Origin of the sequence: Corynebacterium mycetoides (genome assembly GCF_900103625.1) — a bacterium.
Lineage (GTDB): Bacteria > Actinomycetota > Actinomycetes > Mycobacteriales > Mycobacteriaceae > Corynebacterium > Corynebacterium mycetoides.
Genome location: NZ_LT629700.1, coordinates 1,379,829 through 1,406,079, shown reverse-complemented (window position 1 = coordinate 1,406,079; position 26,251 = coordinate 1,379,829). Strand labels below are relative to the sequence as shown.

At 67.4% G+C, this 26,251-nt stretch carries 21 protein-coding genes and 1 pseudogene; 14 read left to right on the top strand and 8 right to left on the bottom strand.

Annotation, left to right across the window (positions count from 1 at the left end; all coding sequences use genetic code 11):
• Window positions 1–145 precede the first annotated feature (145 nt).
• The gene (gene clpB / locus BLS40_RS06745) at window positions 146–2,701 is read left to right on the top strand and encodes an ATP-dependent chaperone ClpB (RefSeq protein WP_092150416.1); all 2,556 of its coding nucleotides are present in this window, start codon (window positions 146–148) and stop codon (window positions 2,699–2,701) included.
• A 322-nt stretch (window positions 2,702–3,023) separates the two neighbouring features.
• Window positions 3,024–3,155, top strand: a pseudogene (locus BLS40_RS06740) (IS3-like element IS3501 family transposase); the annotation flags it as partial.
• A gap of 50 nt (window positions 3,156–3,205) precedes the next feature.
• Here BLS40_RS06740 and BLS40_RS06735 read toward each other — a convergent pair.
• A complete protein-coding gene (locus BLS40_RS06735; RefSeq protein WP_092150410.1) occupies window positions 3,206–4,549 on the bottom strand; it encodes an IS256 family transposase in 1,344 nt (447 codons plus the stop codon).
• Window positions 4,550–4,678: 129 nt separating this feature from the next.
• On the opposite strand from BLS40_RS06735, the gene BLS40_RS11380 reads away from it, so the two are divergent.
• The 8 genes from BLS40_RS11380 to BLS40_RS06690 all read left to right on the top strand — a co-directional run bounded on the left by BLS40_RS11380 (window position 4,679) and on the right by BLS40_RS06690 (window position 12,020).
• Entirely contained in the window at window positions 4,679–5,218 is a 540-nt protein-coding gene (locus BLS40_RS11380; protein ID WP_407922400.1) for a DUF4265 domain-containing protein, read from the top strand.
• Window positions 5,219–5,246: 28 nt separating this feature from the next.
• Window positions 5,247–6,089 carry a sulfurtransferase gene (locus tag BLS40_RS06725; protein WP_092150404.1) on the top strand — a complete coding sequence of 281 codons (843 nt, stop codon included), beginning with the start codon at window positions 5,247–5,249 and terminating at the stop codon, window positions 6,087–6,089.
• Window positions 6,090–6,120: 31 nt separating this feature from the next.
• Window positions 6,121–7,239: a type III secretion system chaperone family protein gene (locus BLS40_RS10970; RefSeq protein ID WP_157672453.1), complete on the top strand. Its 1,119-nt coding sequence runs from the start codon at window positions 6,121–6,123 to the stop codon at window positions 7,237–7,239.
• A gap of 40 nt (window positions 7,240–7,279) precedes the next feature.
• Window positions 7,280–7,816: an orotate phosphoribosyltransferase gene (gene pyrE / locus BLS40_RS06710; RefSeq protein ID WP_092150398.1), complete on the top strand. Its 537-nt coding sequence runs from the start codon at window positions 7,280–7,282 to the stop codon at window positions 7,814–7,816.
• On the top strand, window positions 7,803–8,450 hold the full coding sequence (locus tag BLS40_RS06705) for a TrmH family RNA methyltransferase (protein ID WP_092150395.1): 648 nt from the start codon (window positions 7,803–7,805) through the stop codon (window positions 8,448–8,450). Before pyrE ends, BLS40_RS06705 begins: the two co-directional genes overlap by 14 nt.
• A gap of 45 nt (window positions 8,451–8,495) precedes the next feature.
• Window positions 8,496–9,695, top strand: coding sequence for a glycoside hydrolase family 76 protein (locus tag BLS40_RS06700; RefSeq protein WP_092150392.1), 1,200 nt, complete (start codon window positions 8,496–8,498; stop codon window positions 9,693–9,695).
• A gap of 51 nt (window positions 9,696–9,746) precedes the next feature.
• Window positions 9,747–10,781 (top strand): class II fructose-bisphosphate aldolase, encoded by a 1,035-nt coding sequence (fbaA, locus tag BLS40_RS06695; protein WP_092150389.1) that lies wholly within the window; start codon window positions 9,747–9,749, stop codon window positions 10,779–10,781.
• A gap of 72 nt (window positions 10,782–10,853) precedes the next feature.
• Window positions 10,854–12,020, top strand: coding sequence for an FUSC family protein (locus tag BLS40_RS06690; RefSeq protein ID WP_092150386.1), 1,167 nt, complete (start codon window positions 10,854–10,856; stop codon window positions 12,018–12,020).
• Between the two features lie 7 nt (window positions 12,021–12,027).
• Here the strand turns inward: BLS40_RS06690 and nadC are convergent, their stop codons facing one another.
• From nadC to BLS40_RS06670, 4 genes are all read right to left on the bottom strand, one after another.
• Entirely contained in the window at window positions 12,028–12,912 is an 885-nt protein-coding gene (gene nadC / locus BLS40_RS06685) for a carboxylating nicotinate-nucleotide diphosphorylase (protein ID WP_092150383.1), read from the bottom strand.
• Window positions 12,909–13,985 carry a quinolinate synthase NadA gene (gene nadA / locus BLS40_RS06680; protein ID WP_092150380.1) on the bottom strand — a complete coding sequence of 359 codons (1,077 nt, stop codon included), beginning with the start codon at window positions 13,983–13,985 and terminating at the stop codon, window positions 12,909–12,911. The genes nadC and nadA overlap by 4 nt, the downstream gene beginning before the upstream one ends.
• A gap of 93 nt (window positions 13,986–14,078) precedes the next feature.
• Entirely contained in the window at window positions 14,079–14,918 is an 840-nt protein-coding gene (locus tag BLS40_RS06675) for a DUF2382 domain-containing protein (RefSeq protein ID WP_092150377.1), read from the bottom strand.
• Between the two features lie 323 nt (window positions 14,919–15,241).
• Complete coding sequence (locus BLS40_RS06670) at window positions 15,242–16,180, bottom strand: hypothetical protein (RefSeq protein WP_092150374.1); 939 nt, start codon at window positions 16,178–16,180, stop codon at window positions 15,242–15,244.
• A gap of 58 nt (window positions 16,181–16,238) precedes the next feature.
• Between BLS40_RS06670 and BLS40_RS06665 the strand changes: the two genes are divergently transcribed.
• The 4 genes from BLS40_RS06665 (at window position 16,239) to BLS40_RS06650 (ending at window position 21,279) form a co-directional block, all read left to right on the top strand.
• Window positions 16,239–17,528: an adenylosuccinate synthase gene (locus BLS40_RS06665; protein WP_092150371.1), complete on the top strand. Its 1,290-nt coding sequence runs from the start codon at window positions 16,239–16,241 to the stop codon at window positions 17,526–17,528.
• 9 nt (window positions 17,529–17,537) lie between these two features.
• The gene (locus BLS40_RS06660) at window positions 17,538–18,611 is read left to right on the top strand and encodes an ATP-grasp domain-containing protein (RefSeq protein ID WP_092150368.1); all 1,074 of its coding nucleotides are present in this window, start codon (window positions 17,538–17,540) and stop codon (window positions 18,609–18,611) included.
• 110 nt (window positions 18,612–18,721) lie between these two features.
• Complete coding sequence (gene pta / locus BLS40_RS06655; RefSeq protein WP_092150366.1) at window positions 18,722–20,080, top strand: phosphate acetyltransferase; 1,359 nt, start codon at window positions 18,722–18,724, stop codon at window positions 20,078–20,080.
• Window positions 20,080–21,279 (top strand): acetate kinase, encoded by a 1,200-nt coding sequence (locus BLS40_RS06650; protein WP_092150363.1) that lies wholly within the window; start codon window positions 20,080–20,082, stop codon window positions 21,277–21,279. The genes pta and BLS40_RS06650 overlap by 1 nt, the downstream gene beginning before the upstream one ends.
• A 29-nt stretch (window positions 21,280–21,308) precedes the next feature.
• Here BLS40_RS06650 and BLS40_RS06645 read toward each other — a convergent pair whose 3' ends face one another.
• Genes BLS40_RS06645 through BLS40_RS06635 form a run of 3 tightly spaced genes read right to left on the bottom strand, consistent with a single transcriptional unit; the run spans window position 21,309 to window position 26,166 of the window.
• Window positions 21,309–23,747, bottom strand: coding sequence for a serine/threonine protein kinase (locus tag BLS40_RS06645; protein WP_092150360.1), 2,439 nt, complete (start codon window positions 23,745–23,747; stop codon window positions 21,309–21,311).
• Window positions 23,744–24,742 carry a glutamate ABC transporter substrate-binding protein gene (locus BLS40_RS06640; protein WP_092150357.1) on the bottom strand — a complete coding sequence of 333 codons (999 nt, stop codon included), beginning with the start codon at window positions 24,740–24,742 and terminating at the stop codon, window positions 23,744–23,746. The genes BLS40_RS06645 and BLS40_RS06640 overlap by 4 nt, the downstream gene beginning before the upstream one ends.
• Window positions 24,739–26,166, bottom strand: coding sequence for a hypothetical protein (locus BLS40_RS06635; RefSeq protein ID WP_092150354.1), 1,428 nt, complete (start codon window positions 26,164–26,166; stop codon window positions 24,739–24,741). The genes BLS40_RS06640 and BLS40_RS06635 overlap by 4 nt, the downstream gene beginning before the upstream one ends.
• Window positions 26,167–26,251: the final 85 nt, after the last annotated feature.

The following is a 26,251-nucleotide window of genomic DNA, read 5'->3' as shown; positions in this document are numbered from 1 at the left end:
GGCATTTCGAGGCGGAAGCGACCTGGGGTTTCGCGGAGACGGCCGCGCCGACCGTGACATCTGACAAACGTTGAGTGGAACAGACTCAACTCCGCGTGCGTTGTGTAAGGTAGACAATAAAACGTACTTAGCGAAAGGAAGATGCATGGCATCGTTCAACCCCACCACCAAGACGCAGGAGGCCATCCAGCAGGCGCTGCAAAAGGCCTCGGCGCGCGGCAACCCGGATATCCGCCCCGCGCACCTGCTCGAGGCGATTCTTACCCAGGAAGACGGCATCGCCGCACCGGTGCTGCAGGCCACCGGCGTGGACCCGGTGACGGTAGCCCGGGAAGCCGGGGAGCTCGTGGCCGGTTACCCGAAGGCGGAGGGCCAGAACATGGCCAACCCGAACTTCAACCGGGATGCGCTCAACGCGATTAACACCGCCCAGGAGCTCGCCGGTGAGCTGGGGGACGAGTACGTCTCCACAGAGGTGCTACTTGCCGGAATCGCCCGCGGTTCGGACGAGGCCGCGGAGCTGTTAAAGAAGCGCGGCGCCACCTACGAGGTGCTCAAGGGTGCTTTCCCGTCCGTGCGCGGCAATAAGAAGGTCACCACGGAGTCGCCGGAGGACCAGTTCCAGGCGCTGGAGAAGTACTCGACCGACCTGACCAAGCGCGCCCGCGAGGGCAAGATTGATCCGGTGATCGGCCGCGACGCCGAGATTCGCCGCGTGGTGCAGGTGCTCAGCCGCCGGACGAAGAACAACCCGGTGCTCATCGGTGAGCCGGGCGTGGGCAAGACGGCGATTGTCGAGGGCCTGGCGCGCCGAATCGTCGCCGGCGACGTGCCGGAGTCGCTCAAGGGCAAGACCCTGATTTCGCTGGATCTGAGCTCGATGGTCGCCGGCGCGAAGTTCCGCGGTGAGTTCGAGGAGCGGCTGAAGGCGGTGCTCGATGAGATCACCTCCTCGGAGGGCGAGATCATTACCTTCATTGATGAGCTGCACACCATTGTGGGCGCCGGCGCCTCCGGCGATGGCGCGATGGACGCGGGCAACATGATCAAGCCGATGCTGGCCCGCGGCGAGCTGCGCCTCGTCGGCGCGACCACGCTGGATGAGTACCGCAAGTACATCGAGAAGGACGCCGCTTTGGAGCGCCGCTTCCAGCAGGTGTACGTGGGCGAGCCGACGGTGGAAGACACCATCGGCATCCTGCGCGGGCTCAAGGAGCGCTACGAGGTCCACCACGGCGTGCGCATCCAGGATTCCGCCCTGGTCGCCGCCGCGGAGCTCTCCAACCGCTACATCACCAACCGCTTCCTGCCGGACAAGGCCATTGACCTTGTCGACGAAGCCGGTTCGCGCCTGCGCATGGAGATCGACTCCTCCCCGCAGGAAATCGACGAGCTCGAGCGCGTCGTGCGCCGCCTGGAAATCGAGGAGATCGCCCTGGCCAAGGAGTCCGACGCCGCCTCCCAGGAGCGCCTCGTGGCGCTGCGCCAGGAGCTGGCCGACCAGCGCGAGACCCTCGGCGAGATGCAGGCGCGATGGGCGAACGAGAAGAGCGACATCGACCGCGTCCAGGCCGCGAAGGAGGAGCTGGAGCGCCTGCGCAACGAGTCCGAGATCGCGGAGCGCGACGGCGACTACGCCCGCGTCTCCGAGCTGCGCTACGGTCGCATCCCCGAGCTGGAGCAGCAGGTGGCCGAGGCGGAGGCGCAGGCCAACGATTCCTCCCGGACCATGCTCACCGAGGAGGTCACCCCCGACGTCATCGCCGAGGTGGTCTCCAGCTGGACGGGTATCCCGGCCGGCAAGATGATGCAGGGGGAGACGGAGAAGCTGCTCAACATGGAGTCGGTGCTGGGCGCCCGCGTCGTCGGCCAGCACGACGCCGTCGCCGCCGTGTCGGATGCGGTGCGCCGCTCCCGCGCCGGGGTGGCGGACCCGAACCGGCCGATCGGTTCGTTCCTCTTCCTCGGCCCCACGGGCGTGGGCAAGACGGAGCTGGCGAAGGCGCTTTCCGAGTTCCTCTTCGACGACGAGACGGCGATGGTGCGCATCGACATGTCCGAGTACGGCGAGAAGCACTCCGTGGCCCGCCTCGTCGGTGCCCCTCCGGGGTATGTCGGCTACGACGCCGGCGGCCAGCTCACCGAGGCCGTCCGCCGCAGGCCATACTCGCTCGTGCTTTTCGACGAGGTGGAGAAGGCGCACCAGGACGTCTTCGACGTGTTGCTGCAGGTCCTCGACGAGGGCCGGCTGACCGACGGCCAGGGACGCACCGTGGACTTCCGCAACACGGTCGTGATCCTCACGTCCAACCTGGGCGCGGGCGGGTCCCGCGAGCAGATCATGGACGCGGTCAGGCACCATTTCAAGCCGGAGTTCATCAACCGTCTCGATGACGTGGTGGTGTTCGAGCCGCTGAGCACCGAGCAGCTGGTCGGCATCGTCGACATCCAGCTGGGTCAGCTCGCCGAGCGGCTCGCTTCCAGGCGCCTGACGTTGCAGGTCTCCGATGCCGCGAAGGCGTGGCTGGCAGAGCGCGGCTATGACCCGGCCTACGGCGCGCGCCCGCTGCGCCGGCTGATCCAGCAGGCGATCGGCGACCGCCTGGCCAAGGAGCTGCTGGCCGGCTACGTGCGCGACGGCGACACGGTGGCGGTCGACGTTGCCGAAGGCGGCGAGGGCTTGAGCGTCGACGCCGCGTAGCCGGTGCCCGAACCTTAACGCGGTGGCGGACGAACGAGTCCGCCACCGCGTTTCTGTGCTCCCGGGGAAGTGTGCGGCCACCAGGTGTCTTGGTGTGTGGTGGTTAGTCATCGAAGTCGTAGTTGTTGGTGTCGCCGTGGTGGATGAGTGCGGTGAGTTCTTCGGTGTTGTTGGTTAGGTTGGTTAGGGTGGTGTGAAGTGTTGTGATGGTGTTGTGGTCTCCGGTGAAGGTGGTGCCTTGGCCTTCGGGGTCGGGGTGTGGTGGTGTGGGTGTGAAGTGTCCTGGGTTTAGTTCCGATCGTTTCTAGAGGAGGATTGGACCATGCCTAGGAAGTTCAGTGACGAGTTCAAGGACAAGGCGGTGCGGTTAGCCGAGGAGCTCGTTGAGCTTGAGGGGTGCTCGAAGTGGGCGGCGGCGGAGGAGATCGGCGAGAAGCTCGGCGTCTCGGCGCACAGAGGGTGTCAGATGAGCGTGTCAAGTTGTTTGTGTGTGGGGCGTGATTATTAGAGGTAGGGCTCGAAGCGGTCAGGGTAAGCCACAGACATCTGGTTGATGGCCTGCTTCCAGTTCGTCACCCGCTTGCCCTCGATCAGCCGGCCGCTGGTCGCCGCGACCCGTTTGCCCTGCTTAGCACGCTTGGCGGCCCGTTTGTCCTCAATGTTGCAGATCATCAACCACAAGGTTTTGATCGCAGACTCATCGTTGGTGAACTGCACCCGATTCCGGGTGGCTTTACGCAGCTCGTTGTTCATCGACTCAATCGAGTTCGTGGTGTAGATCACCTTCCTAGCCATCGGTGGGAACTCCAGGAACGGGATGAACCGGTCCCACGCATCGCGCCACACCTTGACTGACTGCGGATACTTTTCCCCCAGCTCGGAGGCCTCGAACTCCGTCAACGCCGCCAGAGCGGTTTGCTCGGTGGGGGCGGTGTAGATCTTCTTCAACTCGGCGGACACCGCCTTACGATCTCCATAGGCCACCCACCGGTTTGCTGCCCTGATCAGGTGGACGACACAGGTCTGGACCATCGAATCCGGCCAGGTGGCTTCCACAGCCTCCGGCAGACCCTTGAGCCCGTCACAGCACACGATGAACACATCGTGCACTCCGCGGGTAGCGAGGTTGGCACACACCTGCGCCCAGAACGAGGCTCCTTCCTCTTTAGCCAGCCAGATACCCAGGATGTGTTTGATCCCCTCCATGTCCACCCCGATAGCCAGGTACGCGGATTTGTTGACCACCCGGCCCCCGTCACGGACTTTGATCCGTAACGCATCGAGGAAGACCACGGGGTAGAACTCATCAAGTTGGCGGTTCTGCCAGATCATGACCTCCTCGAGGACCGCATCGGTGATCGCGGAGATTGTTTCATGGGAGATGTCCACGCCCATGGCGGTGGCCATGTGGTGCTGGATGTCTCGGACGGTCATGCCACCGGCATAGAGACTGATGATCATGTCGTCGACGTCGGTCAGCCGGCGGGATCCTTTGGGCACCATTGTCGGCAGGAAGGATCCGTCACGGTCCCGGGGAACAGCGACATCGACCGGTCCGTAGTTCGAATCGACCCGCTTGGGGTAGGAACCGTTACGGGAATTGTTCTGACCAGCGGCTTCCTTGCTGTTCCGGTCGCCGTGCTGGTAGCCGAGGTGGGCATCCATCTCGGCGTTGAGGCCCCGGTTGATCGAGGCCTGGAGCAGGCCCCGGACGAGATCGTTGGCATCCGTGGTGGAGGTGCCGAGCTCGTCGATCAGCTTCGCCATCTCAGGATTGGCGAGGAGCTTTTCCTCGATCGCTTTGATCTTTGCGGAGTCCTCTGGGTTTCGTCGTGCCACGGTAGTCATTCTGGTTCATCTCCTTGAGGGATTCCCCTCACACACAAACCATCTGACACCCTCAAGTTCGTCACCCGCCTGCCCTCGAACGTCATGAAATAAGGCGTAGCGACAATCCTGTGGTGTTAGTAGCTGTGGATGACAATGGTGCCATTATCGTTTACGTATCGTGCCCATGCCCGCATCCCACGGCAGCGAAACGGCGCGCTCCCACGTCACTGCAAAACGCAACCGCACGCGCAAGGCACTAGACTGCCCCTCATGCAGCCGACGACGACGATTGTTACCCGCGTGGCAGTGCCCGGAGTTGAAAATGAGCACTTGGCTGCGCACCAGCTGGGGCCGCATACTTTCGTTGTGGCCAGCGTTCCTTTTGTGGACACCACCCTTGCGCTGGGCGACATTGTGGAATGCGTGAGCGTCAACCGGCAGCAGCACGTGGACCGGGTGATTGTGCGCGGCGGCGCGTCCACCGTGCGGATTCTGCCGACACAAGAGTATTCGCACGACGATATCGCCGAGACTTTGCTCGCCCTGGGGTGCCGGGTCGAGCTCGGGCCCGGCGGGATGCTTGCCGCGAGCATCGGGCCCGACGCCCCGCGCGAGGGTATCGCGGAGTGGCTCGACGGGCTCGAGGCGGAAGGGGTCATTGAGCAGGCTCCCGGCTACACGGCGTAACCCGCCGCGGTTGCCTACACTTGGGCCCATGACGGTTTTTGTCTCCGCCGACGAGCTCAACGAGCGCATCCACTCTGGTCAAAAGCAAACCATCCTCGCCGCCCTGTGGGAGCCGCAGGAGGGCAAGGCGTGGTCGAAATTCCAGTCAGAGCACATTCCCACCGCCATGTTCTGCGACCCCGCCACGGCGCTGGCGGGGATGCCGGGTCGTGCCTATGGGCGTAATCCGCACCCGCCTGTGGACGTGCTCAGCGCTCACGTCGCGCAGTGGGGGTTGCAGGAGGGCCGTCCCGTCTACATTTACGACACCGGCGTGGGCCTGTTCGCCGGGCGTGCCTGGTGGACGCTGCGCTGGCTGGGGATCGAGGACGTCTTTATCGTCGACGGCGGCTTCCGCGCCTGGGATTCCAAGGGTTTCGACACCGTCGCGGGCCCGGGCAACGTCAACGTCCATGCACCGCTGGAATCCTCGCCGGGTGCCCTACCGATGGTGGAAATCGACCAGGTCAGGGAGTTCTCGGGCCTGCTTGTCGACGCTCGCGAGACCAGCCGCTTCCACGGCCGCCGCGAGCTGATGGACCTCAAAGCGGGCCACATCCCCGGCGCGGTAAACATCCCCGCCTTCGACCTGTTCAACGAGGAGTCGCGCACCGTGCTGGAGATCGACGCGCTGCGGGACCGCTTCGCGGCTGTCGGGCTGACGCAGAACACCGAACCGGCTGACGTGTTCGTGTACTCGGGCTCCGGCAACCATTCCTCCCTGCTGCTCGCGGCGCTGGCGCACGCGGGTCTGCCGGTGGCCGCTCACTACGTCGCGGGCTGGTCCCAGTGGAGCGCTGACCCGCGGAACCCGGTGGCCCGCAACGTCTGAAACGCGCCGCCGCGAAGTAACATCGTCAGCGATGGCCTACGTACTCATTTTCCTCGCTGTGCTCGCTCTCGCCGCCGCCGGCTACCTGTGGTTCGCCGATTCGCGGGAGCGGACCGCTCCCATACCCGATCGGGAACCCGAGCCGGTACCCGAACCAGCGCCGGCGCCCGAACCTGAGCCAGAACAAGAGCCCGAGCCGGAACCTGATCCCGAACCGGAGCCAGAGCCGACGCCCGAACCCGAGCCCGAGCCCGAGCCGGAACCCGAGCCAGCCCCTGCCCGCACGCCGCACCGCTCTTCCGGGCTTCAGCTGCCGGGGTCCGGCCGCCGCGGCCGTCGGGAGCGGCGCGCATGGGCGCAGGCCAACGGCTTCGACTTCGCCCGCACCGACGAGTTGTTGGCGGGGGAGTGGCAGCGCGGCGCCGCGGCGTCGGGCGTACAGCCGAGAGACATCGCTTCCGGAACCGCGTTCGCCCACGACACCCATGTAATGGATATCGGCGAGGTCACTGTCATGGCGATGCGCACGGGCGAGGTCAGCGACGTCGTGGTGGATTTCCGCCGCGACGGTTTCGTGGCCGACTCCTCACCGGACCTGGTGGAAATCGGGCACCTCGAGGGGTTCACGGTCTTCGGCACCGAGACGGGGCCCGTCCAGCGGTTCCTGGACATCCGCGTGCGCACCGCGTTGGAACAGCTGCCCGCCGCCGTCACTGCCGTGTGGTGCGAGTCGGAGTGGGTGCTCGCCCAGACGCCGAGGGACTCCTCCGCCGACGACTGGGACGCCATGCTCGCGCCGCTCGCATTGCTTGCCGACGCCGCGCGGGTCCTGCCCCCGCGCACCTCCAGCCCGCTCGAGTTCGCGTACCCGACGCGAGAGATGAGTGGCGTGGAGATTGAGCAGGGCGTCGGGGAAAGCGTCGATAAGCGGGAGCAGGCGCCCGAGCCCGAGGCCCCGGTGAAGCGCCCGGAGGAGCCGCGGCAGATGCCCACGCGCGTCACCGGCACGGTGCGCGGCAGCGTGCAAAAGCGCGCGATCGGTGCGGACGAGGTCGACGCCATTGCCGACGGCTCCGTGGCCGAGCGTCCCCACGACCTCACGAGGGTGCGGCGCGAACAGGCCCCGCCGTCCATTTTCGGCGACCAGTAGCGGCGCAAGACGAAACACTCCAAACACTAAGGTTGAGCACATGAACGAACAAAAGACCGAACTGGCCGAGCTGGTCAAGGAACTCGCCGTCGTGCACGGCAAGGTGACCCTCTCCTCCGGGCGCGAGGCCGACTACTACGTGGACCTGCGCCGCGCGACACTGCACCACCGTGCCTCGGCGCTGATCGGTGAGCTTCTGCGCGAGCTCACCGCGGACCTGGAGTTCGACGCCGTCGGCGGCCTGACGCTGGGGGCGGACCCCGTGGCCACGGCCGTGATGCACGCCGCTGGGCGGGACATCGACGCGTTCGTGGTGCGCAAGGAGGCCAAGAAGCACGGGATGCAGCGGCGGGTCGAGGGGCCGTCGATTAGCGGCAAGCGCGTGCTGGTAGTCGAAGATACGACGACCACGGGCAACTCGCCGCTGACCGCCGTGGAGGCGTGCCGGGCCGAGGGCGCCGACGTCGTGGCCGTCGCCACTGTGGTCGACCGCGCCACCGGCGCCGCCGAGGCGCTGCACGAGGCCGGCCTGGAGTACCGCTACCTGCTCGGCCTCGAAGATCTTGGACTCGCTTAAAGGGCCGACCGAGTGGGGCGAGGGCCGGCACGGCGTCGGCCCGTGGGAGGAGCCGTGGCCGCAGGACCCGCGCTTCGACCCGGAGCTGCTCGCCCACGGCGACACCCGCAATGTGGTTGACGCCTACCGGTACTGGTCGCTTGAGGCGATCCGCGCCGACCTGGACTCGCGCCGGCACCCGTTCCACGTGGCGATAGAGAACTTCGAGAACGACATGAACATCGGCACCGTTGTGCGCACCGCTAACGCCTTTTTGGCGCAGGCCGTCCACATCGTGGGGCGCAGGCGGTGGAACCGGCGCGGGGCGATGGTCACCGACCGCTACCAGCACATCATCCACCACGACACCGTGGCGGACCTTATGGCGTGGGCGGGCGAGCGCGACCTCGCTGTCGTGGCCATCGACAACACACCCGGCTCGGTGCCCTTGGAAAGGGCGCAGCTGCCGCGCGAATGCGTGCTCGTGTTCGGCCAGGAGGGCCCGGGAATCACCCGCGACACCGCCGCCGCGGCGGCGATGACCTGCTCCATCGCCCAGTTCGGCTCGACGCGCTCCATCAACGCCGGGGTGGCCGCGGGCATCGCCATGCACGCCTGGATTCGGCAGCACGGCGACCTGAAACACTCCTGGTAGATTCATCGATAGACGGGTCAGGACAAGTGAAACGAGGTAACAGCGTTGCCGGAAAAATGGTCGCATCGCGCTGACCTGGCGGAATCGGCCATCAACGAGCGCCACGCGTCGCGCCTGTGGCGCATGCCCGGCACCAACCTCGCCGTCGTCGCCTGGCCGCCGCGTTCCCCCGAGCGGAGTTTCGTGCACTGGCACTACTGGTGGCAGGCGCACTACATCGACTGCCAGGTCGACGCCGCCCTGCGGCGCCCCACCAAGACGCGCCGCAAGCGCATCCAGGACTCCCTGCGGGCCATGCGCATCCGCAGCCGGGGGGATGTGGCCAGCAACAAGTACTACGACGACAAGTCCTGGCTTGCGCTGGCGTGGAACCGCGCGCTCGAGCTGGAAGGTATCGAGCGCACGAAGGCCTTGGACGCCTTGGAGTTCGACATCCTCGCCGGCATCGACCCCGTCACAGGCGTACTGCCGTGGAGGGCGGGGGAGACGTTCTACAACGTCCCCTCGAACGGGCCCGCCGCGATCCTGTTCGCCCGCACCGGCCGCCTGGACAAGGCGCGCGCGATGACGGACTGGATTTACGACAACCTGAGCGCGGATTCCGGCCTGGTCAACGACGGCATCCGCATGCGCATGCACGGCCCCGAGGTGGTGGACAAGATCTACACCTACAACCAGGGCACCGTGCTCGGGGCGTCGCTGGAAATCGCCCTCGCCCTGCGCGACGATGTCGGCCTGGGTACCACCGATCCCATCGACTCCTTCGACCACTCCCACCGCGCCGACGCCTCGGTGTTTTACATCACCCACATCCGCGAGCTGGTCAAAGCGATCGCTTTGCACCTGAGCACCCCGCAAGGGGTGATCCTGTGCCCCCCGCACGAGACCCGCGACGGCGACGGCGGCCTGTTCAAGGGCATCCTCGCCCGCTACCTCGCCGACGTTGCGCTGCGCCTGCCGGAGGATTCCCGCGAGAACATCGCCACGCGCAAGGTCGCCGCCCGCATGGTGATGGCGTCGGCGGAGTCGCTGTGGAACCACCGCCTGGAAGTGGACGGCCTGCCCATCTTCGCCTCCGAGTGGACGGAGGACGCGCGCCTGCCGCACAACTACGGGCTGGGACCGGCGTCGATCACCGAGGCCGTGGGGCTCGTGCGTATCGACGAACGAGACCTCTCCGTCCAGCTCTCCGGCTGGATGCTGCTCGAGGCCGCGGCGCGCATTTCGGCTGCAGGGGCGGGGTAAAACAGGCATACTGGGGTCGAACACGTTCAACGCATCCTGGAGGTTTAATCCATGCCCATCGCAACCCCCGAGGTCTATAACGAGATGTTCGACCGGGCGAAGGCGAACGGCTTCGCCTTCCCGGCCATCAACTGCACCTCGTCCGAGACCATCAACGCCGCCATCAAGGGTTTCGCCGAGGCCGAGTCCGACGGCATCATCCAGTTCTCCACCGGCGGCGCGGAGTTCGGCTCCGGCTTGGGCGTGAAAAACAAGGTTGCCGGCGCCACCGCGCTGGCCGCCTTCGCGCACGAGGTTGCCAAGCATTACGACGTCAACATCGCGCTGCACACCGACCACTGCCAGAAGGAGGTGCTCGACGAGTACGTCCGCCCGCTCATCGCCATCTCCCGGGAGCGCGTCGACCGCGGCGAGCTGCCGCTGTTCCAATCGCACATGTGGGACGGCTCCGCCATCCCGATCGATGAGAACCTGGAGATTGCCAAGGAGCTGCTGGAGAAGGCCCGCGCGGCGAACATCATCCTCGAGGTGGAGATCGGCGTCGTCGGCGGCGAGGAGGACGGCGTCGAGGCGAAGGCCGGCGCGAACCTCTACACCACCGCCGAGGACTTCGAGAAGACCATCGACGCTCTCACGATCGGCGATCACGGCCGCTACCTGCTGGCCGCGACCTTCGGCAACGTGCACGGCGTGTACAAGCCGGGCAACGTGAAGCTGCGCCCGGATGTGCTGGACATGGGCCAGAAGACCGCGATTGCGAAGCTCGGTCTCGAGGAGGGCTCCAAGCCGTTCGACTTCGTCTTCCACGGCGGCTCCGGCAGCGAGAAGGAGAAGATCGAGGAGGCCCTGTCCTACGGCGTGGTGAAGATGAACGTGGACACCGACACCCAGTACGCGTTCACCCGCCCGATCGCCGGCCACATGTTCTCCAACTACGACGGCGTGCTGAAGGTCGACGGCGAGGTGGGCAACAAGAAGGTCTACGACCCGCGCTCCTACATGAAGAAGGCCGAGCAGTCCATGTCCGAGCGCGTCATCGAGGCGTGCGAGGACCTGCACTCCGTGGGTAAGTCCCTGTCCAAGTAAGACCGTGCGGGCGCTGTAACGCGCCCGCCGCCCCGCCGGATCTGTCGGGCCCGCCGCGCTAGAGTACACCTCATGGCGAAGGAGCGGATGAGCACGCGGGAGAGGCTGCAAGCCGTCGACCTCACCCTCAAAGCGCGCTTGGCGCGCGTGCGCAAGCGCCTCCTGCCGATCGCGCAGACGGCGATTGCGGCCGGCTTCGCGTACTGGGTCGCGTCCACGGTCTTCGGCCACGCGCGGCCGTTCTTCGCGCCGATCTCGGTGATCATCATCATCGGCATGACCGGCGGGGAGCGCATCACCAAGGCGATGGACATCTCGCTGGGCTGCGTGCTCGGCGTGCTGGTGGGCGACCTGCTGTTCTACCGCCTCGGGGAGGGCGGATGGCAGATCGCGGTGATTGTGGGTGGGGCGCTGCTCATTGCGTCGTTCTTCTCCCGCTCCCAGCTGGTGAACAACCAGGTGGCCATCGGCTCGGTGCTCATTGCCACGATCATGCCGCCGGGCGGGGAGGTCACGGGAATTGACCGCACCGTCGACGCGTTCGTGGGCGCGGTGGTGGCCCTGCTCACCTTGGCGCTGATCCCGCAGGGCCCGGTGGGCAGGGCGCGACAGGAGATCGCGAAGGTGATGGAGCTGATGTCCTCGGTGCTCGACGACGTCGCCGACGGCCTTCGCGCCGGGGACTCCGCGGTTATCGACGACGCGCTCGAGTCCATCCGCGCCTCCCAGACCGACATCGACTCCATGTCGTCCGCGATCGCCTCCGGTGCGGAGTCGGCGCGGTTGTCGCCGTTTTTGTGGGGTTCGCGCCGCTTCGTGCACTCGCTGGAGCTGGTCATTCCGCCCGTGGACACCGCGATCCGCACGACCCGCGTCCTAGCCCGCCGCGCCCTCATCCTCTGCGGGGACGGCGACAAGGTGACGCCAGAGCAGATTGCGCTTATCGACGCCCTCGCCAGCGCGTGCCTGGAAATCTCCGACGTGTACGAGGTCGACTCGCGCAAGCGCCAGGCGGTGGCGATTCCCCGCATCGTCAACGATCTGCGGGTTCTCGGTAGCCGCGCCGGGATGGACGTCATCCCGGAGGACGGTGTGCTCTCCGCGTACGTCATCCTCGCGCAGACGCGCTCGCTCATCGTGGACCTGCTGCAGGTGTGCGGCCTGTCGCGCGAGTCCGCGGCGGCGGTGCTGGCCCCGACATCGGATACCCCGCAGTTCCCGCCGGAGATGTACGGCTAGCGGGGAGTTAGTAGTCCAGCCCGATGTCGAGTGCGGAAACGGAGTGGGTCAAGGCGCCGACCGCGAGGTAGTCGACTCCCGCCAGGGCGTAGGCGCGGGCCACGTCGAGGCTCAAGCCCCCGGAGGACTCCAGCTCGACGCGGGCGCCGCCGCTTCTGTGCAGGCCGTCGCGTCGGCGCACGGCCTCGGCGGTGTCGGCGACGCTGAAGTTGTCCAGCAGCACCAGCTCCGGCGGTGCGGGCAGGTCTAGCAGGAGCTGCAGCTGGTCCAGCGTGTCCACCTCCACCTCGCAACTCACCCGCGGCGAGTGCTCGCGCACCGCGGCGAGCGCGTCGACGATTCCCGCGACGGCGATGTGGTTGTCCTTGATCAGCGCGGCGTCGCCCAGCCCCATGCGGTGGTTGGTCCCGCCGCCGATGCGCACGGCGTACTTCTGCACGTCGCGCAGCCCGGGCAGGGTCTTGCGGGTGTCCCGGATACGTGCGCCCGTGCCCTCGACGGCGTCGACCCAGGCGCGCGTCGCGGTGGCGATGCCGCTGGCGTGGCTGAGGATGTTGAGCATGGTGCGCTCGGCCACGAGGAGGGCGCGGGTGGGCGCGGTCACGGTTGCCAGGGTGTCTCCGGGTGCGCTGGCGGAGCCGTCGGCAAGCAAAAGCTCGACTGTGGGCGCGGCCGCGCACCCCGCGACGGCGGCGATGTCGGGCTCGCGCAGTGCGGTGAAGGTGGCGGCGATGGCGTCGAGGCCCGCGATGATGCCGGGCTCGCGTGAGACGAGGCGGGCGGTGGAGACGTCGTCCGCGGAGATGGTGGAATCGGTGGTCACGTCGGGGCCGTCGGCTAAATCCTCGAGCAGCGCTAAGCGTGCGAGGCGCACGAAGTCGGGCGCGTTCACTCTCCGCCCCCCGGCTGTCCGATCGCGATCATCGCTTCGAGGGAGGCGCGGGCGGCCGTGGCGACGCCCGGGGCGACGTCGACCTCGTCCGCCCCTGTTGCCAGACAGCGCAGCAGCGCAGCCGGGGTGATCATCTTCATGTAGGTGCACGACGCGCGCTCGTTGACGGGCTGGAAATCCACGTTCGGGGCAGCCTTGCGCAGCTGGTGGAGCATCCCGACCTCGGTGGCGACGAGGACGCGGCGTGTCGACGGGCCGGCCGAGGCGAGGTCGAGCATCCCGCCCGTGGAGAGCATGTGCACACGCTCTGGGGCGATGACACCTTCGCCCGCGAGGTAGATGGCGGAGTTGGCGCACCCGCACTCGGGGTGGATGTAGAGGTCGGCCTCGGGCTGGGATGCGGCCTGCTCGGCGAGCTTCGCGCCGTTGATGCCGGCGTGGACGTGGCACTCGCCGGCCCAGATGTGGATGTTGTCCCTGCCGGTCTCGCGCTTGACGTGGGCGCCGAGGAACTGATCGGGGCAGAACAGGATCTCGCGCTCCGGGTCGATGGAGGCGACGACGTCGACGGCGTTGGAGGAGGTGCAGCAGATGTCCGTCAGCGCCTTGACCTCGGCGGTGGTGTTGACGTAGGAGACGACGACGGCCCCCGGGTGCTCCGCCCGCCACGCGCGCAGCTGGTCCGCCGTGATGGAATCGGCCAGCGAGCATCCGGCGGCGCGGTCGGGGATGAGCACCGTCTTGTCGGGGGAGAGGATCTTGGCGCTCTCGGCCATGAAGTGCACCCCGCAGAACACAATGACCTCGGCGTCGGTGCGCGCCGCAATGCGCGACAGGGCGAGGGAGTCCCCGGTGTAGTCGGCGATGTCCTGGATCTCGGGGATCTGGTAGTTGTGGGCCAGGATCACGGCGCGGCGCAGCTCTTTCAGCCGGCGGATCTCGCTGGCCCAGGCGGCATCGGGCGTGATCCCGCCCCACGTTCCGTTCTCATAGTTCAGGTGCGCGGTCAGCGGCGAGTCGAGTGGGCGCAGGCTGGGCGTGGAGGGTGCGGTCGGTGCGGTCGGTGCGGTCATGGACGTATACTACCGCGCCTGTCGGGCCCGCGACGTGAAAAAAATCCCCGGCCGGGGCCGGGGATGTGCTCTGCCACGAGGGCGACGGAGAGTTTAGCGGTTTGCGCCGAAGTCGGTGTCCGGGCGAGCGTCCGGGCGGGCGTCCGGACGAACGTCGCGGGTCTCGTCAACGACGACGCCGTCGGTCTCGATGCGCTCCTTCTGGAGCTCCTCGGACACACGCTCGGTGGACTGGACGGTCTCCTTGTCCAGGGACACCTTCTCCACCGGGACGGTCTCCTTGTTCACGCTGACGCGCTCCTCGGTCAGGGTCAGGGACGCCTCATCGTCGGAGAGGTTGCCGTCGTAGTTGGTGCGGTCGGCGTCGGTGATGGGCTCGCGGACGACGCGGACTTCCTCGCGCTGAACCGGGACCTCGACGGTCTCAGTCTCGTTGACCACGTACTTGCGCAGGCGCACCTGGCCGGCGTCGACGCGCTCCTTGTTCACGTTGAGCTGCTCCTCGGAGCGAACGAGCGTGTCGTTGTCAGCGTTGCGGTCAACGTCGACCTCTCGGCGGTCCACATCTGCGACAGGCGCGGCGTGGCGGGCATCGGTCTCGTAGGTGGTGACATCCTGGGTGCCCTCGAGACCGTAGTGGCGGTAGAACGCCTCCTGGTCCTCGTTGGTGAGGTGGCCGTCCTCATCAAGATCCGGAGCGTTGTCGATGCGCTCCTTCGGGAATGCGAGGTGCAGCTCGCCGTCACGCAGGGTGTGGCCACGCAGCGGGACGATGGAGTCGCCGCCACCGAACAGGCCGTGGTTGACGGAGACGAAGTCCGGCTGGCCGGTGGTGTCGTTAACGTAAACGTCCTTGACGCCGCCTACCTTGTCGCCATCGACATCGAATGCGGTCGCGTTTGCCAGGTCCTCAATACGGTTGTAGTCAGCCATGTCGTCTTATTCTCCTTAAGTAATTTGTTTCCGGCGCCAACCCGGGGGATAATTCCCGTCGAGACGGCGACGCGGTTTATTCGTTCGCTTGAACAATCCCGAATGTAGCGACGTTTGCCGGGCCCGGTTGCCGGCCGCCGGCCAATCCCGCTCCTCAATCGAAAGTTGGAGGTGGGAAGCGGGAAGTGCCGGTACAATCATGGGGCTTATTGTCCTGACCAGCAGCGACGCTCCCCTGCGGCGACAGCCGGTTCCGCGCCGGAGTATCGGAACGGTAAAGATTCGCTGCTCAAAAGCTTAAGGGATGGCATATGTGATAAGAATCACATTCTTTCGCTGGGCGCGGTTTTGACGCTTTGGATGTCGCGCAAGTGGCGGTAAAACGTCACCTTCTCCACGGGTCTCTTCCGGGCGACCCCGTCCACCGTCACCCGCACGTCGCGGCCGCCGACCTGGAGCGCCCGCCCCGTCAGCACCCGAGAGCCATCCGTAAGCGCAGGGGGCACCGCCGTATTCCGGGTGAGCCACCGGCCCCCGGGCGCGCGGTTGAGTCGTTCTAAGGCCGGGGCAGAGAGCCGCGAGACCCTGTCCGCGGACACCAGGGACGCAAGGGGAGTGACCAGCGGGGTGGCCGCGAGCCCCGGCGCCGCGGCGGTGGGAACCAGCTTGGCGCCGAACGAACCGTAGAACCGGGCCGAGGGCTCGCCCCCGTCGCGGAAGACGAGGACGGAGGAGTCCACGACGATCTCGCCGACGAACTCGGAAGCAGGATCGGCGTGGGACACGGTGGCGGACCCGGCGACCACCTGGCCGAAGTCGTTGCGGATGCACGGCGCGGGCACAACCGGGGCCTCGGCGGCTTCCGCGAACGTGGGCGCCCCCCACGCCACGGCCGCGGGCGAGGTCGGATCCGCCGGCACATACGCCACCTCGGCCCAGAGGTAGTCCCCCCGCATCATGCGGGTGAGCACCGCGCCCAGGGCCGCGTCGCCGCCGGAGACCACCACGCGCATGCGCTCCCGGGGGCGCTGCGGCGCGAACTGCGGCTGCCCCATGTGCGGCACGGACGGGGACGCCTGGATCTCCTCCAGAGACGGGGTGTCGTCGTGCGGGAGCAGCTGCGCCGCAATCTCGTCGAGCGGGCGCAAGTCTGCGCGGGAGGGAACGGCGGGCAACGTGAGCGTCAAGGCTGTCGGGGACGCCGCCGGAGGGGCGTCGATAAGCTCGGTGCCCGCTCCACACTGGCAATGAATGAGCCGCATGGGCTCACGCTACAATAACGGCAATAACGCGCGTAATTCCCCCGTATAAGGAGTAAGCATGTCCGCCATCGTGATCGTCGGCGCCCAGTGGGGCGACGAAGGCAAGGGCAAAGCCACGGACATTCTCGGCGGCATGGTCGACTACGTGGTCAAGCCCAACGGCGGCAACAACGCGGGACACACCGTGGTTGTCGGCGGCGAAAAGTACGAGCTCAAGCTGCTGCCGGCCGGTGTGCTTTCTGAAAACGCCGTGCCCATCCTCGGCAACGGCGTGGTGATCAACCTCGAGGCGCTGTTCGAGGAAATCGACGGCCTTATCGCCCGTGGCGCGGATGCCTCGCGCCTGCGCGTCTCCAGCAACGCCCACATGGTGGCCCCGTACCACCAGACGCTCGACCGAGTGCAGGAGCGCTTCCTGGGCAAGCGCGCCATCGGCACCACCGGCCGCGGCATCGGGCCCACCTACGCCGACAAGGTCGCGCGCGTGGGCCTGCGGGTGCAGGACATTTTCGACGAATCCATCCTGCGGCAGAAGATCGAGTCCGCGCTCGACGTGAAAAACCAGATGTTGGTGAAGATGTACAACCGCCGGGCCATCGACGTCGACGAGATCATGGATTACTTCATGGGCTACGCCGAGCGCCTCAAACCCATGGTCATCGACGCGGAGTACACGCTGAACAAGGCCCTCGACGAGGGCAAGCACGTGCTCATGGAAGGCGGCCAGGCCACCATGCTCGACGTTGACCACGGCACGTACCCCTTCGTCACCTCCTCCAACCCCACCGCCGGCGGCGCGTGCGTGGGCACCGGTATCGGGCCGACGCGCATCACCGCGTCGCTCGGCATTATCAAGGCCTACACCACCCGAGTGGGTGCCGGCCCATTCCCCACCGAATTGTTTGACAAGTGGGGCGACTACCTGCAGACCGTCGGCGGCGAGGTGGGCGTTAACACCGGCCGCAAGCGCCGCTGCGGCTGGTACGACTCCGTGATCGCGCGCTACGCCTCCCGCGTCAACGGTTTTACCGACTACTTCCTGACCAAGCTCGACGTCCTGACGGGCATCGGGGAAATCCCGATCTGCGTGGCCTACGACGTCGACGGCCAGCGTTTCGACGAAATGCCGCTCACGCAAACCCAGTTCCACCACGCCGAGCCGATCTACGAGACGATGCCGGCGTGGGACGAGGACATCACCGGGATCACCGAGTTCGCCGACCTGCCGCAAAAGGCCAAGGACTACGTGCTGCGCCTCGAGGAGCTCTCCGGCGCGCCGATCAGCTACATCGGCGTGGGTCCCGGGCGCGACCAGACCATCGTGCGCAACGACGTCCTGCAGCGTTAGGGGCAACACGTGACACAAGGAGGCACTGAGCAGGGCACTGAGCAGGTTCTCGTCCTGGGCACGGGTCCGGTCGCGCAGTCCACGGCCACCGCGTTTGTCGACCTCGGGTTCGACGCCTGGGTAGGCACGCTGACCAACCAACTGCCGGACGACCTGCGTCCCGTGCTCACCGTCGTCTGCGAGAACTCCGACTTCGACTTGGACGAGCTCGCAGAGTTGCAGGAGGCCACCGGCACCCAGCTCGTGCCGTCGCTCGACGCCTGCCGCATCACCCGCGACCGGGAGGGGGTGCGCCGCACGGCCGCGGAGGAGCTCGGCTTGCCGACGATGGCGTACGAGTTCGCCCGCACGCCCGACGAGCTCGCGCGCTGCGCCGAAGCCGTCGGTTTCCCTTGCGTGGTCAAACCCCCGGTGAGCTCGGGCGGCAAGGGCCAGACCGTCGTCCACGCTCCTGCGGACCTGGCCCAGGCGTGGCGCAGCGCCCGCGAGGTCAACCCCGAGGGGGCGGTGGCGGTGGAGCGCTACGTGGACTTCGACTACGAGGTCACCATCATCACCGCGCGCTCCATCGACCCGGCGACCGGCCAGCTGGCGACGTGGTTCTGCGAGCCGATCGGCACCCGCCACGAGGCCGGCCGCCTGGTCGAGGCGTGGCAACCGGCGCCGTTGAGCGAGGCCGCCATGGACAACGCGCGCTCCATCGCCGCGCGCATCACCGGCAAGATCGGCGCGCAGGGCGTCTACTCCGTCGAGCTGTTCGTGGCCGGCGACGACGTGTATTTCTCCGACGTCAACCCGCGCCCCAGCCTGGACGGGATGATCACCCGGGCAACCCAGCGCGTGGACCAGTTCGACCTGCACGCCCGCGCCGTTGCGGGCCTGCCTATCGACGTCACCCTGGTCACGCCGGGCGCGACCCGCTTTGTCCCGGCTGCCGCGATTGACCGGGAATCAATGGCCAGGGTGCTGGCGGTGGAGGAAACCGGGGTGCAAGTCCTCCCGGACATGGCCCTGGTGCGCTCGACGGGGGACACCGTGGACGAAGCGCGCGAGCGGGCCGGGCGAGCTGTGGCGGAACTCTAGCGCGGCGGGGGTTCAATTCCCCAAACCGCCACCACCTTCGTCGGTACACTGGGGGATGTTTGTTTCTTACCAAAACATCCCATGAACACCAGGCTACGAAAGGTGAACACATGTCGGAGCAATCCCTGCTCATCACTCTCGCCAACCGCAATTTCGACGGCATCGACGTAGAGGGCTTCGCCTCGCAGCGCGGGTTGCGCGTCGTCCGGCTCGATTCCTACGGCACCGACCTGCAGGAAATGTACGACGCCCGCCTCCTCTCCGAGGGCCCCTCGCTCGTGGTGGGCACGGGAGACCTACGCTTCGACGCCGAGCTCGCCTCCGCGCTCGGCGTCCCCGTCGTGATCGTGCGCGACGAGCAGGCGAACACCGAGCTCGCGCAGCGGCAGATCGATGAGCTGGGCGCGGTCGTCGCCGGCGTGTTCACCGCCGAGGAGCTCCCGGGGGCGGAAGTGGCGGATGTGGAGGCCCGACAGGTGATGTCCCCGACGGTGTTCGAATCCTGGCTCATCTCGCGTGCGAAGGAGAAGCGCGCCCACATCGTGCTGCCGGAGGGCGAGGACGACCGCATTCTGCAGGCCGCCGGCCAGCTGCTCGAGGACGACGTCGCGGACCTCACCATCCTGGGCGAGCCCGAGGACATCAACCGCCGCGCCGCGGGCCTCGGGGTTGATTTGGGCCGCGCGAACATCCTCAACCACCTCGAATCCGAGCTGCTCGAGGAGTTCGCCGCAGATTTCGCCGAGCTGCGCAAGAGCAAGGGCATCTCGCTTGACAACGCCCGTGAGACCGTCAAAGACATTTCCTACTTCGGCACCATGATGGTGCACAAGGGGCTTGCGGACGGCATGGTCTCCGGCGCGGCGCACACCACCGCGCACACGATTAAGCCGTCCTTCCAGATCATCAAGACCGCCCCGGGCGCGTCCGTGGTCTCCTCCATCTTCCTCATGGTCATGCGCGACCGCCTGTGGGCGTTCGGGGACTGCGCCGTCAACCCGAACCCGACGGCCCAGCAGCTCGGCGAGATCGCCGCGGTGTCCGCCAAGACGGCCGCCCAGTTCGGCATCGACCCGAAGGTGGCTATTCTGTCGTACTCCACCGGCACCTCCGGTTCCGGCCCCGACGTCGACCGCGCGGTCGAAGCGGTTGAGGTGGCGAAGAAGGCGGATCCCGAGCTCGTGGTGGACGGGCCGTTGCAGTTCGATGCGGCGTGCGACCCGGGCGTGGGCAAGAAGAAGGCGCCCGAGTCCCCCGTGGCGGGCGAGGCGACCGTCTACATCTTCCCCGACCTCGAGGCGGGCAACGCAGGCTACAAGATCGCCCAGCGCACGGGTGACGCTCTGGCCATCGGCCCAGTGCTCCAGGGGCTGAACAAGCCCGTCAACGACCTCTCGCGCGGCGCCACCGTGCCCGACATCGTCAACACTGTCGCCATCACCGCTATCCAGGCAGGAGCTTCGAAGTAATGTCCTACGTTCTCGTCATCAATTCCGGCTCGTCCTCCATCAAGTTCCAGATCGTCGACCCGTCCTCCACCGCCGGCGACACCGCTTTCGTGTCCGGGCTCGTGGAAAAGATCGGGGAGCGCGGCGGCAAGATCACCGTCACGTACCGCGGGGAGAAGCACACCTCCAACCAGCCGATCCGCGACCACCGCGGCGGGCTGCAGCTGGCGGTGGCAATGCTGGACTCGCTCGACGCCGGCCCGACCCAGCTCGACGTGGTGGCCGTGGGCCACCGCGTCGTGCACGGCGGCCAGACGTTCTCCGGGCCCGCGCTGATCACCGACGAGGTGGTGGAGCAGATCCGCGACCTCATCCCGCTCGCTCCGCTGCACAACCCGGCCAACATCGACGGCATCCAGGTGGCACGCGACCTGCTGCCGGACATCCCGCACGTCGCGGTGTTCGACACCGGCTTTTTCGGCGATCTGCCGGCGGCCGCCGCCACTTACGCCGTCAATCGCGAGGTGGCCGAGGCGAACCAGATCCGCCGCTACGGTTTCCACGGCACCTCCCACGAGTTCGTCTCCGGCCAGGTGCCCGGCATCCTGGGGCGCGACGCCGCGGAGGTGAACCAGATTGTCCTGCACCTGGGCAACGGCGCGTCCTGCTCCGCGGTCAAGGCCGGCGCCCCGATCGACACCTCGATGGGGCTTACCCCGCTCGCGGGCCTGGTCATGGGCACCCGCACCGGCGACATCGACCCGGGCATCATCTTCCACCTGTACCGCCACGCGGGAATGAGCATCGACGAGATCGACACTCTGTTCAACCGCTCCTCCGGCATCAAGGGCCTGTCCGGGGTCAATGACTTCCGCGACCTGCACAAGAAGATCTCCAAGGGCGACGAGCTGGCGAAGCTGGCGTTCGACGTCTACATCACCCAGCTGCGCCGCTACATCGGCGCCTACATGATCACCCTCGGGCGCGTCGACGCCATCACCTTCACCGCGGGTGTGGGGGAGAACGACGCGGCCACCCGCGCCGCGGCGCTGGCCGGGCTGGAGACCTACGGCATCACGCTCGACCCCGAGCGCAACGCGGCCCCTAACGACGGCCCCCGCGTCATCACCACCGACGACTCGACGGTGACCGTGCTCGTCGTTCCCACCAACGAGGAGCTCGCCATCGCCCAGAAGTCCGCTGAGGTGGCGGCCCGCTAGAACCCCGCTAGAACCCCGCTAGAACCCCGCTAGAACCAGGTGGTGGGGCGAACCTTGTTCGCCATGTCCACCAGCGCGTAGCGGTGGCGCGCGTAGGGGGCGATGCGCGCCTGTTCGCGCAGGGTGATCGCGAGCCCGCGCCGGAGGTCCCGGGTGGTGAATTCGTACTCGAACAGGGCGTGATCGGAAGCGGCCCGGGGCACGCGCGCGTCGCGCAGGAACGTCAGCGCCGCGCGCAGGACGTACACCTTGATCTGCAAAAAGCGCGGCTCGTTGTTCGGGATCTGCTCCAACCTGCGGGCGGCGCGGCGGATGCGGGACTCCGTCAGCTCGTCCGAGACCAGATCCAAAATCGTGGTCAGCTGCGCCATGCGGTGGTGGCGCGAGGACACCGGCACCTTGTCCAGCGCGGCAACCGCCAACTCCACCTCGCGCTCCGCCATGAGCAGGCGCGCGAGGCCGAACGCGGACGACACCGTCGTGGGGTTGGTGAGCCACACCAGGGAGTACAGCCGTAGCGCGTTAAAGCGCAGCACCGCCGGGATGTCGGACACCATGGTCCAATCGTCCGTGAGCAGGCCGCGATCCTGCCAGGGGTCGAACGCCTCATCCGGGAGCTCCCCCAGGTTCGTGCGGATGCCTGCGGCGGCGCGCGCGAGGGCGTCGTCAAGCAAATGGCCCGTGAGGTGTCCTTTGCTCTGCAGCATGAGCTCGTCGATCGCGGCGATGGCGAGCTTGGGGGCGGCCTCGCCCGGAACCGCCACGAGGACGCGGGTAAAGTCGGCCTGCGCCGCGTGGAAGTCACCGATGAGCGTGCTGGTCACACCCGAGTACCAGTGGAAACGCCAGTTGGAGCTGAGGCGGTCTTTGAGGGACTCCAGCCATGTGCGCGCCTGGTACGTCAAGCCGAGGTCCAGCATGGCGCGCACCACGCCGAACGGGATCTCGGAGGACTCGGCGTACTGCGGCGTCTGCATCGCCTGGCGCAGGTTCTCCAGGGTTTCCTGCGGCTCCTGGTACGAGGTGCCCTGGATCATGGCGGCGCCGACGTCGTGGCGGTCGATCAGCGGGGCGGGGAGCGCGGCGACGACCTCCTGGGGGGTGATTTCCACGGTGCGGCTGATGCCGTCGATGAGTTGGTCGGTGCGAAACACCAGGTGCTTCGTGCCAAAGGTGGTGCGCTGCGGGGAGAACAGCGAGTGCTGGGCGGGGAAGGTGCGGCCGTCGCGGATGGCGATGCATTCGCGCAGGACGCCGTAGAGCTGGGCCTCGAGCTCCGCGATGCTGCCGAAACGCTTCTTCGGATCCGTGTGGCAGCAGCGCCGGATGAAGCGGTACAGCGACAGGTAGCGGCGCAGCGTCGGGTCCTCGGACGGCGAGGGGACGCCGGGGTCGTAGACGCCGTCGGTGCGCGGCAGGTCCACCACCAGCGCCGCGAGGGTGCGGCCGATGGTGTAGATGTCGGAGGCGATGGACGGGCCCTCGGTGGCGACTTCGGGCGCCTGGTACCCCTTGGTGCCGTAAATGTAGCCGTAGGCGCCGATCCCGCTGACTGCGCCGAGATCGATGAGTTTGACCTGGTCCTCGGCGACAATGATGTTGTCCGGTTTCAGGTCGTTGTACACCACCCCGCGCGAATGGAGATAGGTCAGCGCGGGCAGAACCTCCAAGATGTAGGCGATGGCCAGGTCCACGGGCAGCAGGTGATTGGGCTGCTCGTTGCGGCGCTGCCGCAGGCTCGGGCCGCCGACGAACTCCATGACGATGAACCCGCCGGGAACGCGGGGATCATCGATGAAGTTGAAAATCTTCACGATCCCCGGGTGCGTGATCTCCGCGAGGAACTCCCGCTCCGCCGCGGCCGCCGCGGTCTCGTCGGCGTTCTTCGTCGACTGCAGGCCCTTGAGCACCACCACCCTGTCCGCCACGTTGTGGTCCCGCGCAACGTAGATCCACCCCATGCCGCCGTGCGCGATCACCCCCATGATCTCGTACTGCCCGGCCACGACGTTGCCGGGGTGCAGCTGCGGTTCGGGCAGCCCCTTCTGCACGACGGCGGAGGTGGGGTCCTTCACGGCGTCCTTCGCCTCCGTCGGCGCGATCCACGGCAGCTCCACCATGCCGTCGGCCACCGGGCGCGCGGCGCGTTTCGCGCCCCGCAGTTCGCGGAACGTGTCCAGGGCTTCGCGGCGCGCGCGTGTCAACGTATCCTCCTTGCGCGATCCTTCCCGCAGCGCGTCGAGATCCTTGAGCAAAAGCGCCATATCGTCCATATCGTCCAAGCCGTCCAGGCTGTCCAGGTCCTGATAGGCGCCGTCGCCGTCGCCGTCGTCATCGTCGAGGGCGAAAGGGTCGAACGCGACCGCCTCGGTGGCGTGCTCTCCGTCAGCGAATGGGTCGTATGCCACAGCCTCCGTCGGGGCGTCGGCGGCGTTGTGGGCGTCTCGGGGATCACCTTGGCCGCTCATTGCTGCTCCCTTCCTTCTCGGGCGTACCGGGGCTCCGGCGGCGTCGGGCTGGTCAAGCTCCCGGCGAGCCAGCGCTGGTACATCGCGTTCCACGTGCCGTCGTCACGCAGCCGCTCAATCGTGGAGTTGACCTGCATGGTCATCCCGTCGTGGTCCCTGGGCACGCCTACCGCGTAGTGCTGCACCTCGAAGCGGCGCGGCAGGATGGTGGTGTACGGGTCCTGCGCGGCCATGCCGGCGAGGATCGCGTCGTCGGCGAGCACGGCGTCCGCGTGGAATTGCTGGGTGGCCATGAGGCAGTCGGCCCACGTGCGGGTGCGCAAGATGGGGGACTCGGGTGCGATGGCGCGCGCCATCTGCAGAAGGTTGGACCCGTCCACCACGCACAGCGTCTTGCCCGGCAGGTCATCCTCCCCGGAAATTCCCCGGTCGAGCGGGGTCAGGAGGCGGACGTAGGAGGTCAGGTACGGGGTGGAGAAGTCCACGCGCTGCACCCGCTCCGGGGTGATCGTCATGGTGCGGATGACAACGTCGACGTCGCCGTCCTCGAGTGCCTGCGCGCGTGTCTGGGGACCGATGAAACGGAAATCCACTTTGTTGGGATCGCCGAAGATGTCCCTGGCCACCTCGCGGGCGAGGTCGACCTCGAATCCTCGCAGGTCGCCCGCGGTGACGTCGCGGTACGACAACAGGTACTGGGACTGGTCGACGCCGACGACGATGCGCCCGCGCGCCACCACCTCGGGTACGCGCTGCTCGGGCGGGGCGTCGTCCGGGCGCACCGAGCCCGGCCAGTCCTCGTCGCCGACGAACTCGGATTCGGGTGCGACACCCGGCCTGTCCACGACGGCTCCGGGGGGCAGCGGCACGCCTTGGTAGCGCGGCGCCTGCGCGGTGTGCGGCTGCGGGCCGGGCCCGGGGGCGGGAGCGCACGCCGACAGCGACGCGCCGGCCACCGCCGCGCAGGAGAGAAGGACGAGTGCTGCTTTCCTCACAGGTATTCCCCCAGACGCCGGCGGATGCCCAGCCAGATCGCCACCACGGACAGCGCCGTGAGTGCCAGCACGGCGCCGGCGACCGCCTTCATGGCGTCGAGCGACACCCCGATAAATTCGCGCATGTTCTGGCGCGACTGCCCGATAAGGTCCGCCAGCGCGCTGTCCAGCTGGGTGTAGGCGCGCGCCGACGACGGCACGCCCGGGGACGGGTTCGGCGCCGTGAGTACCTCGACGGCGTGGTCGAACTGGCCGTCGGCAAGCGTGCCCACCAGCTCCTCGTGCGCCCCGCGCCACTGGTCCAGCGCCTGGCGGGCGGACTCCACGACGCGGGTGTCGGTCTCGGACGCCTCCGCGGCGTCCAGCGCGGTGCTGACCTGGGCGTACGTGGTGTCGAACGTGCTGTCCGTCGCGGAGACGGACTGGCGGCGCAGCAGCGCGAAAATCTCGTCCGTGCGGGTCTCCTGGGCCATGATCCGCGCCGTGGTCAGCTCCTCCCACGGCTGGGCGGCCTTTTCAAACTCCAGCTGGCCGGACCGCCACACCGCGTAGTTGGCGCCCCCCGCCCACCCAATCGCCGCCACCATCATCACCGTGGCGGCGAGGAACCCCTTGTTCAGCCGGCGCCGGAACACTCTCCACAGCCACAGCTGGGCCAGGGCCAGGAAGATGAGGGCGGCGACCAGGCCCGACAGCGGCACCCACTGGGGCCGCGACAGCCGCTCCATCTCATCGGCGACCTGCTGGCGGGTCAGGTCGAACAGCTGCGTGGCGTTGCCCAGCATGCGCGTGCGCATGATGTCCGAGCTGGAGGACATGTAGGCCACGCTCACCGGGTTGCCCATCCGCTGGTTGGTCTTCGCGCGCTCCATCAGACCGGCGTAGACGGGGAGGTCTCGCTGAATCTGCTGGACCAGGCGGCGGATGTCCTCGTCCCGCGCGCCCGATTCCACAGCGCCCTCGAGCACCTGGTTGGCCGCCACCACGGCGGTGTCCACCGACGCCATGAACCGGTTTAAGTCGTACTCGGTGGAAATGCCCGGCTGCACGAAGGTGCCGGTGGCAATGGTGTCGGCCTGGGACAGCGACGTGATCAGCGTGTGCGCGGCGTTGCTCATCGGCTCGGTGGAGTTGACCAGCACGTCCATCGACTGCTGGCGCGCGGCCATCGTCTGGCTCATGGACACCCCGGCCGCGATGAGCGCGAGGGTGAGCACCAGCATCATCGTGACGATTTGGCCCGGGGTGGTGGTGAGGAAATCGAACACGCGGCGCACCCAGCGCAGGGGGCCGGTGAACGTTTCGGCCATCAGCACCCGGGTCGATCGGTTTTCGGGCAGGGCTTCGAGCTCGTCGACCCAGGCGTCGTCAAGCGAGGCGCCGTCGACCCAGGCGTCGTCGATCACGCTCCGCTCCTGCCGCATTGCTCCACCATAACCCGCCAAAAGGCCCCCGCGCCATACGTTTGGCACGCCGGGCAACCGCGGGGCGGAAGGTGTGCCTAAAGTG

Coding starts and splice junctions, on each gene's coding strand:
- clpB (WP_092150416.1), top strand. CDS start 146: ATGGCATCGTTCAACCCCACCACCAAGACGCAGGAGGCCATCCAGCAG.
- BLS40_RS06735 (WP_092150410.1), bottom strand. CDS start 4,549: ATGACTACCGTGGCACGACGAAACCCAGAGGACTCCGCAAAGATCAAA.
- BLS40_RS11380 (WP_407922400.1), top strand. CDS start 4,679: ATGACAATGGTGCCATTATCGTTTACGTATCGTGCCCATGCCCGCATC.
- BLS40_RS06725 (WP_092150404.1), top strand. CDS start 5,247: ATGACGGTTTTTGTCTCCGCCGACGAGCTCAACGAGCGCATCCACTCT.
- BLS40_RS10970 (WP_157672453.1), top strand. CDS start 6,121: ATGGCCTACGTACTCATTTTCCTCGCTGTGCTCGCTCTCGCCGCCGCC.
- pyrE (WP_092150398.1), top strand. CDS start 7,280: ATGAACGAACAAAAGACCGAACTGGCCGAGCTGGTCAAGGAACTCGCC.
- fbaA (WP_092150389.1), top strand. CDS start 9,747: ATGCCCATCGCAACCCCCGAGGTCTATAACGAGATGTTCGACCGGGCG.
- BLS40_RS06690 (WP_092150386.1), top strand. CDS start 10,854: ATGGCGAAGGAGCGGATGAGCACGCGGGAGAGGCTGCAAGCCGTCGAC.
- nadA (WP_092150380.1), bottom strand. CDS start 13,985: ATGACCGCACCGACCGCACCGACCGCACCCTCCACGCCCAGCCTGCGC.
- BLS40_RS06675 (WP_092150377.1), bottom strand. CDS start 14,918: ATGGCTGACTACAACCGTATTGAGGACCTGGCAAACGCGACCGCATTC.
- BLS40_RS06670 (WP_092150374.1), bottom strand. CDS start 16,180: ATGCGGCTCATTCATTGCCAGTGTGGAGCGGGCACCGAGCTTATCGAC.
- BLS40_RS06665 (WP_092150371.1), top strand. CDS start 16,239: ATGTCCGCCATCGTGATCGTCGGCGCCCAGTGGGGCGACGAAGGCAAG.
- pta (WP_092150366.1), top strand. CDS start 18,722: ATGTCGGAGCAATCCCTGCTCATCACTCTCGCCAACCGCAATTTCGAC.
- BLS40_RS06650 (WP_092150363.1), top strand. CDS start 20,080: ATGTCCTACGTTCTCGTCATCAATTCCGGCTCGTCCTCCATCAAGTTC.
- BLS40_RS06645 (WP_092150360.1), bottom strand. CDS start 23,747: ATGAGCGGCCAAGGTGATCCCCGAGACGCCCACAACGCCGCCGACGCC.
- BLS40_RS06635 (WP_092150354.1), bottom strand. CDS start 26,166: ATGCGGCAGGAGCGGAGCGTGATCGACGACGCCTGGGTCGACGGCGCC.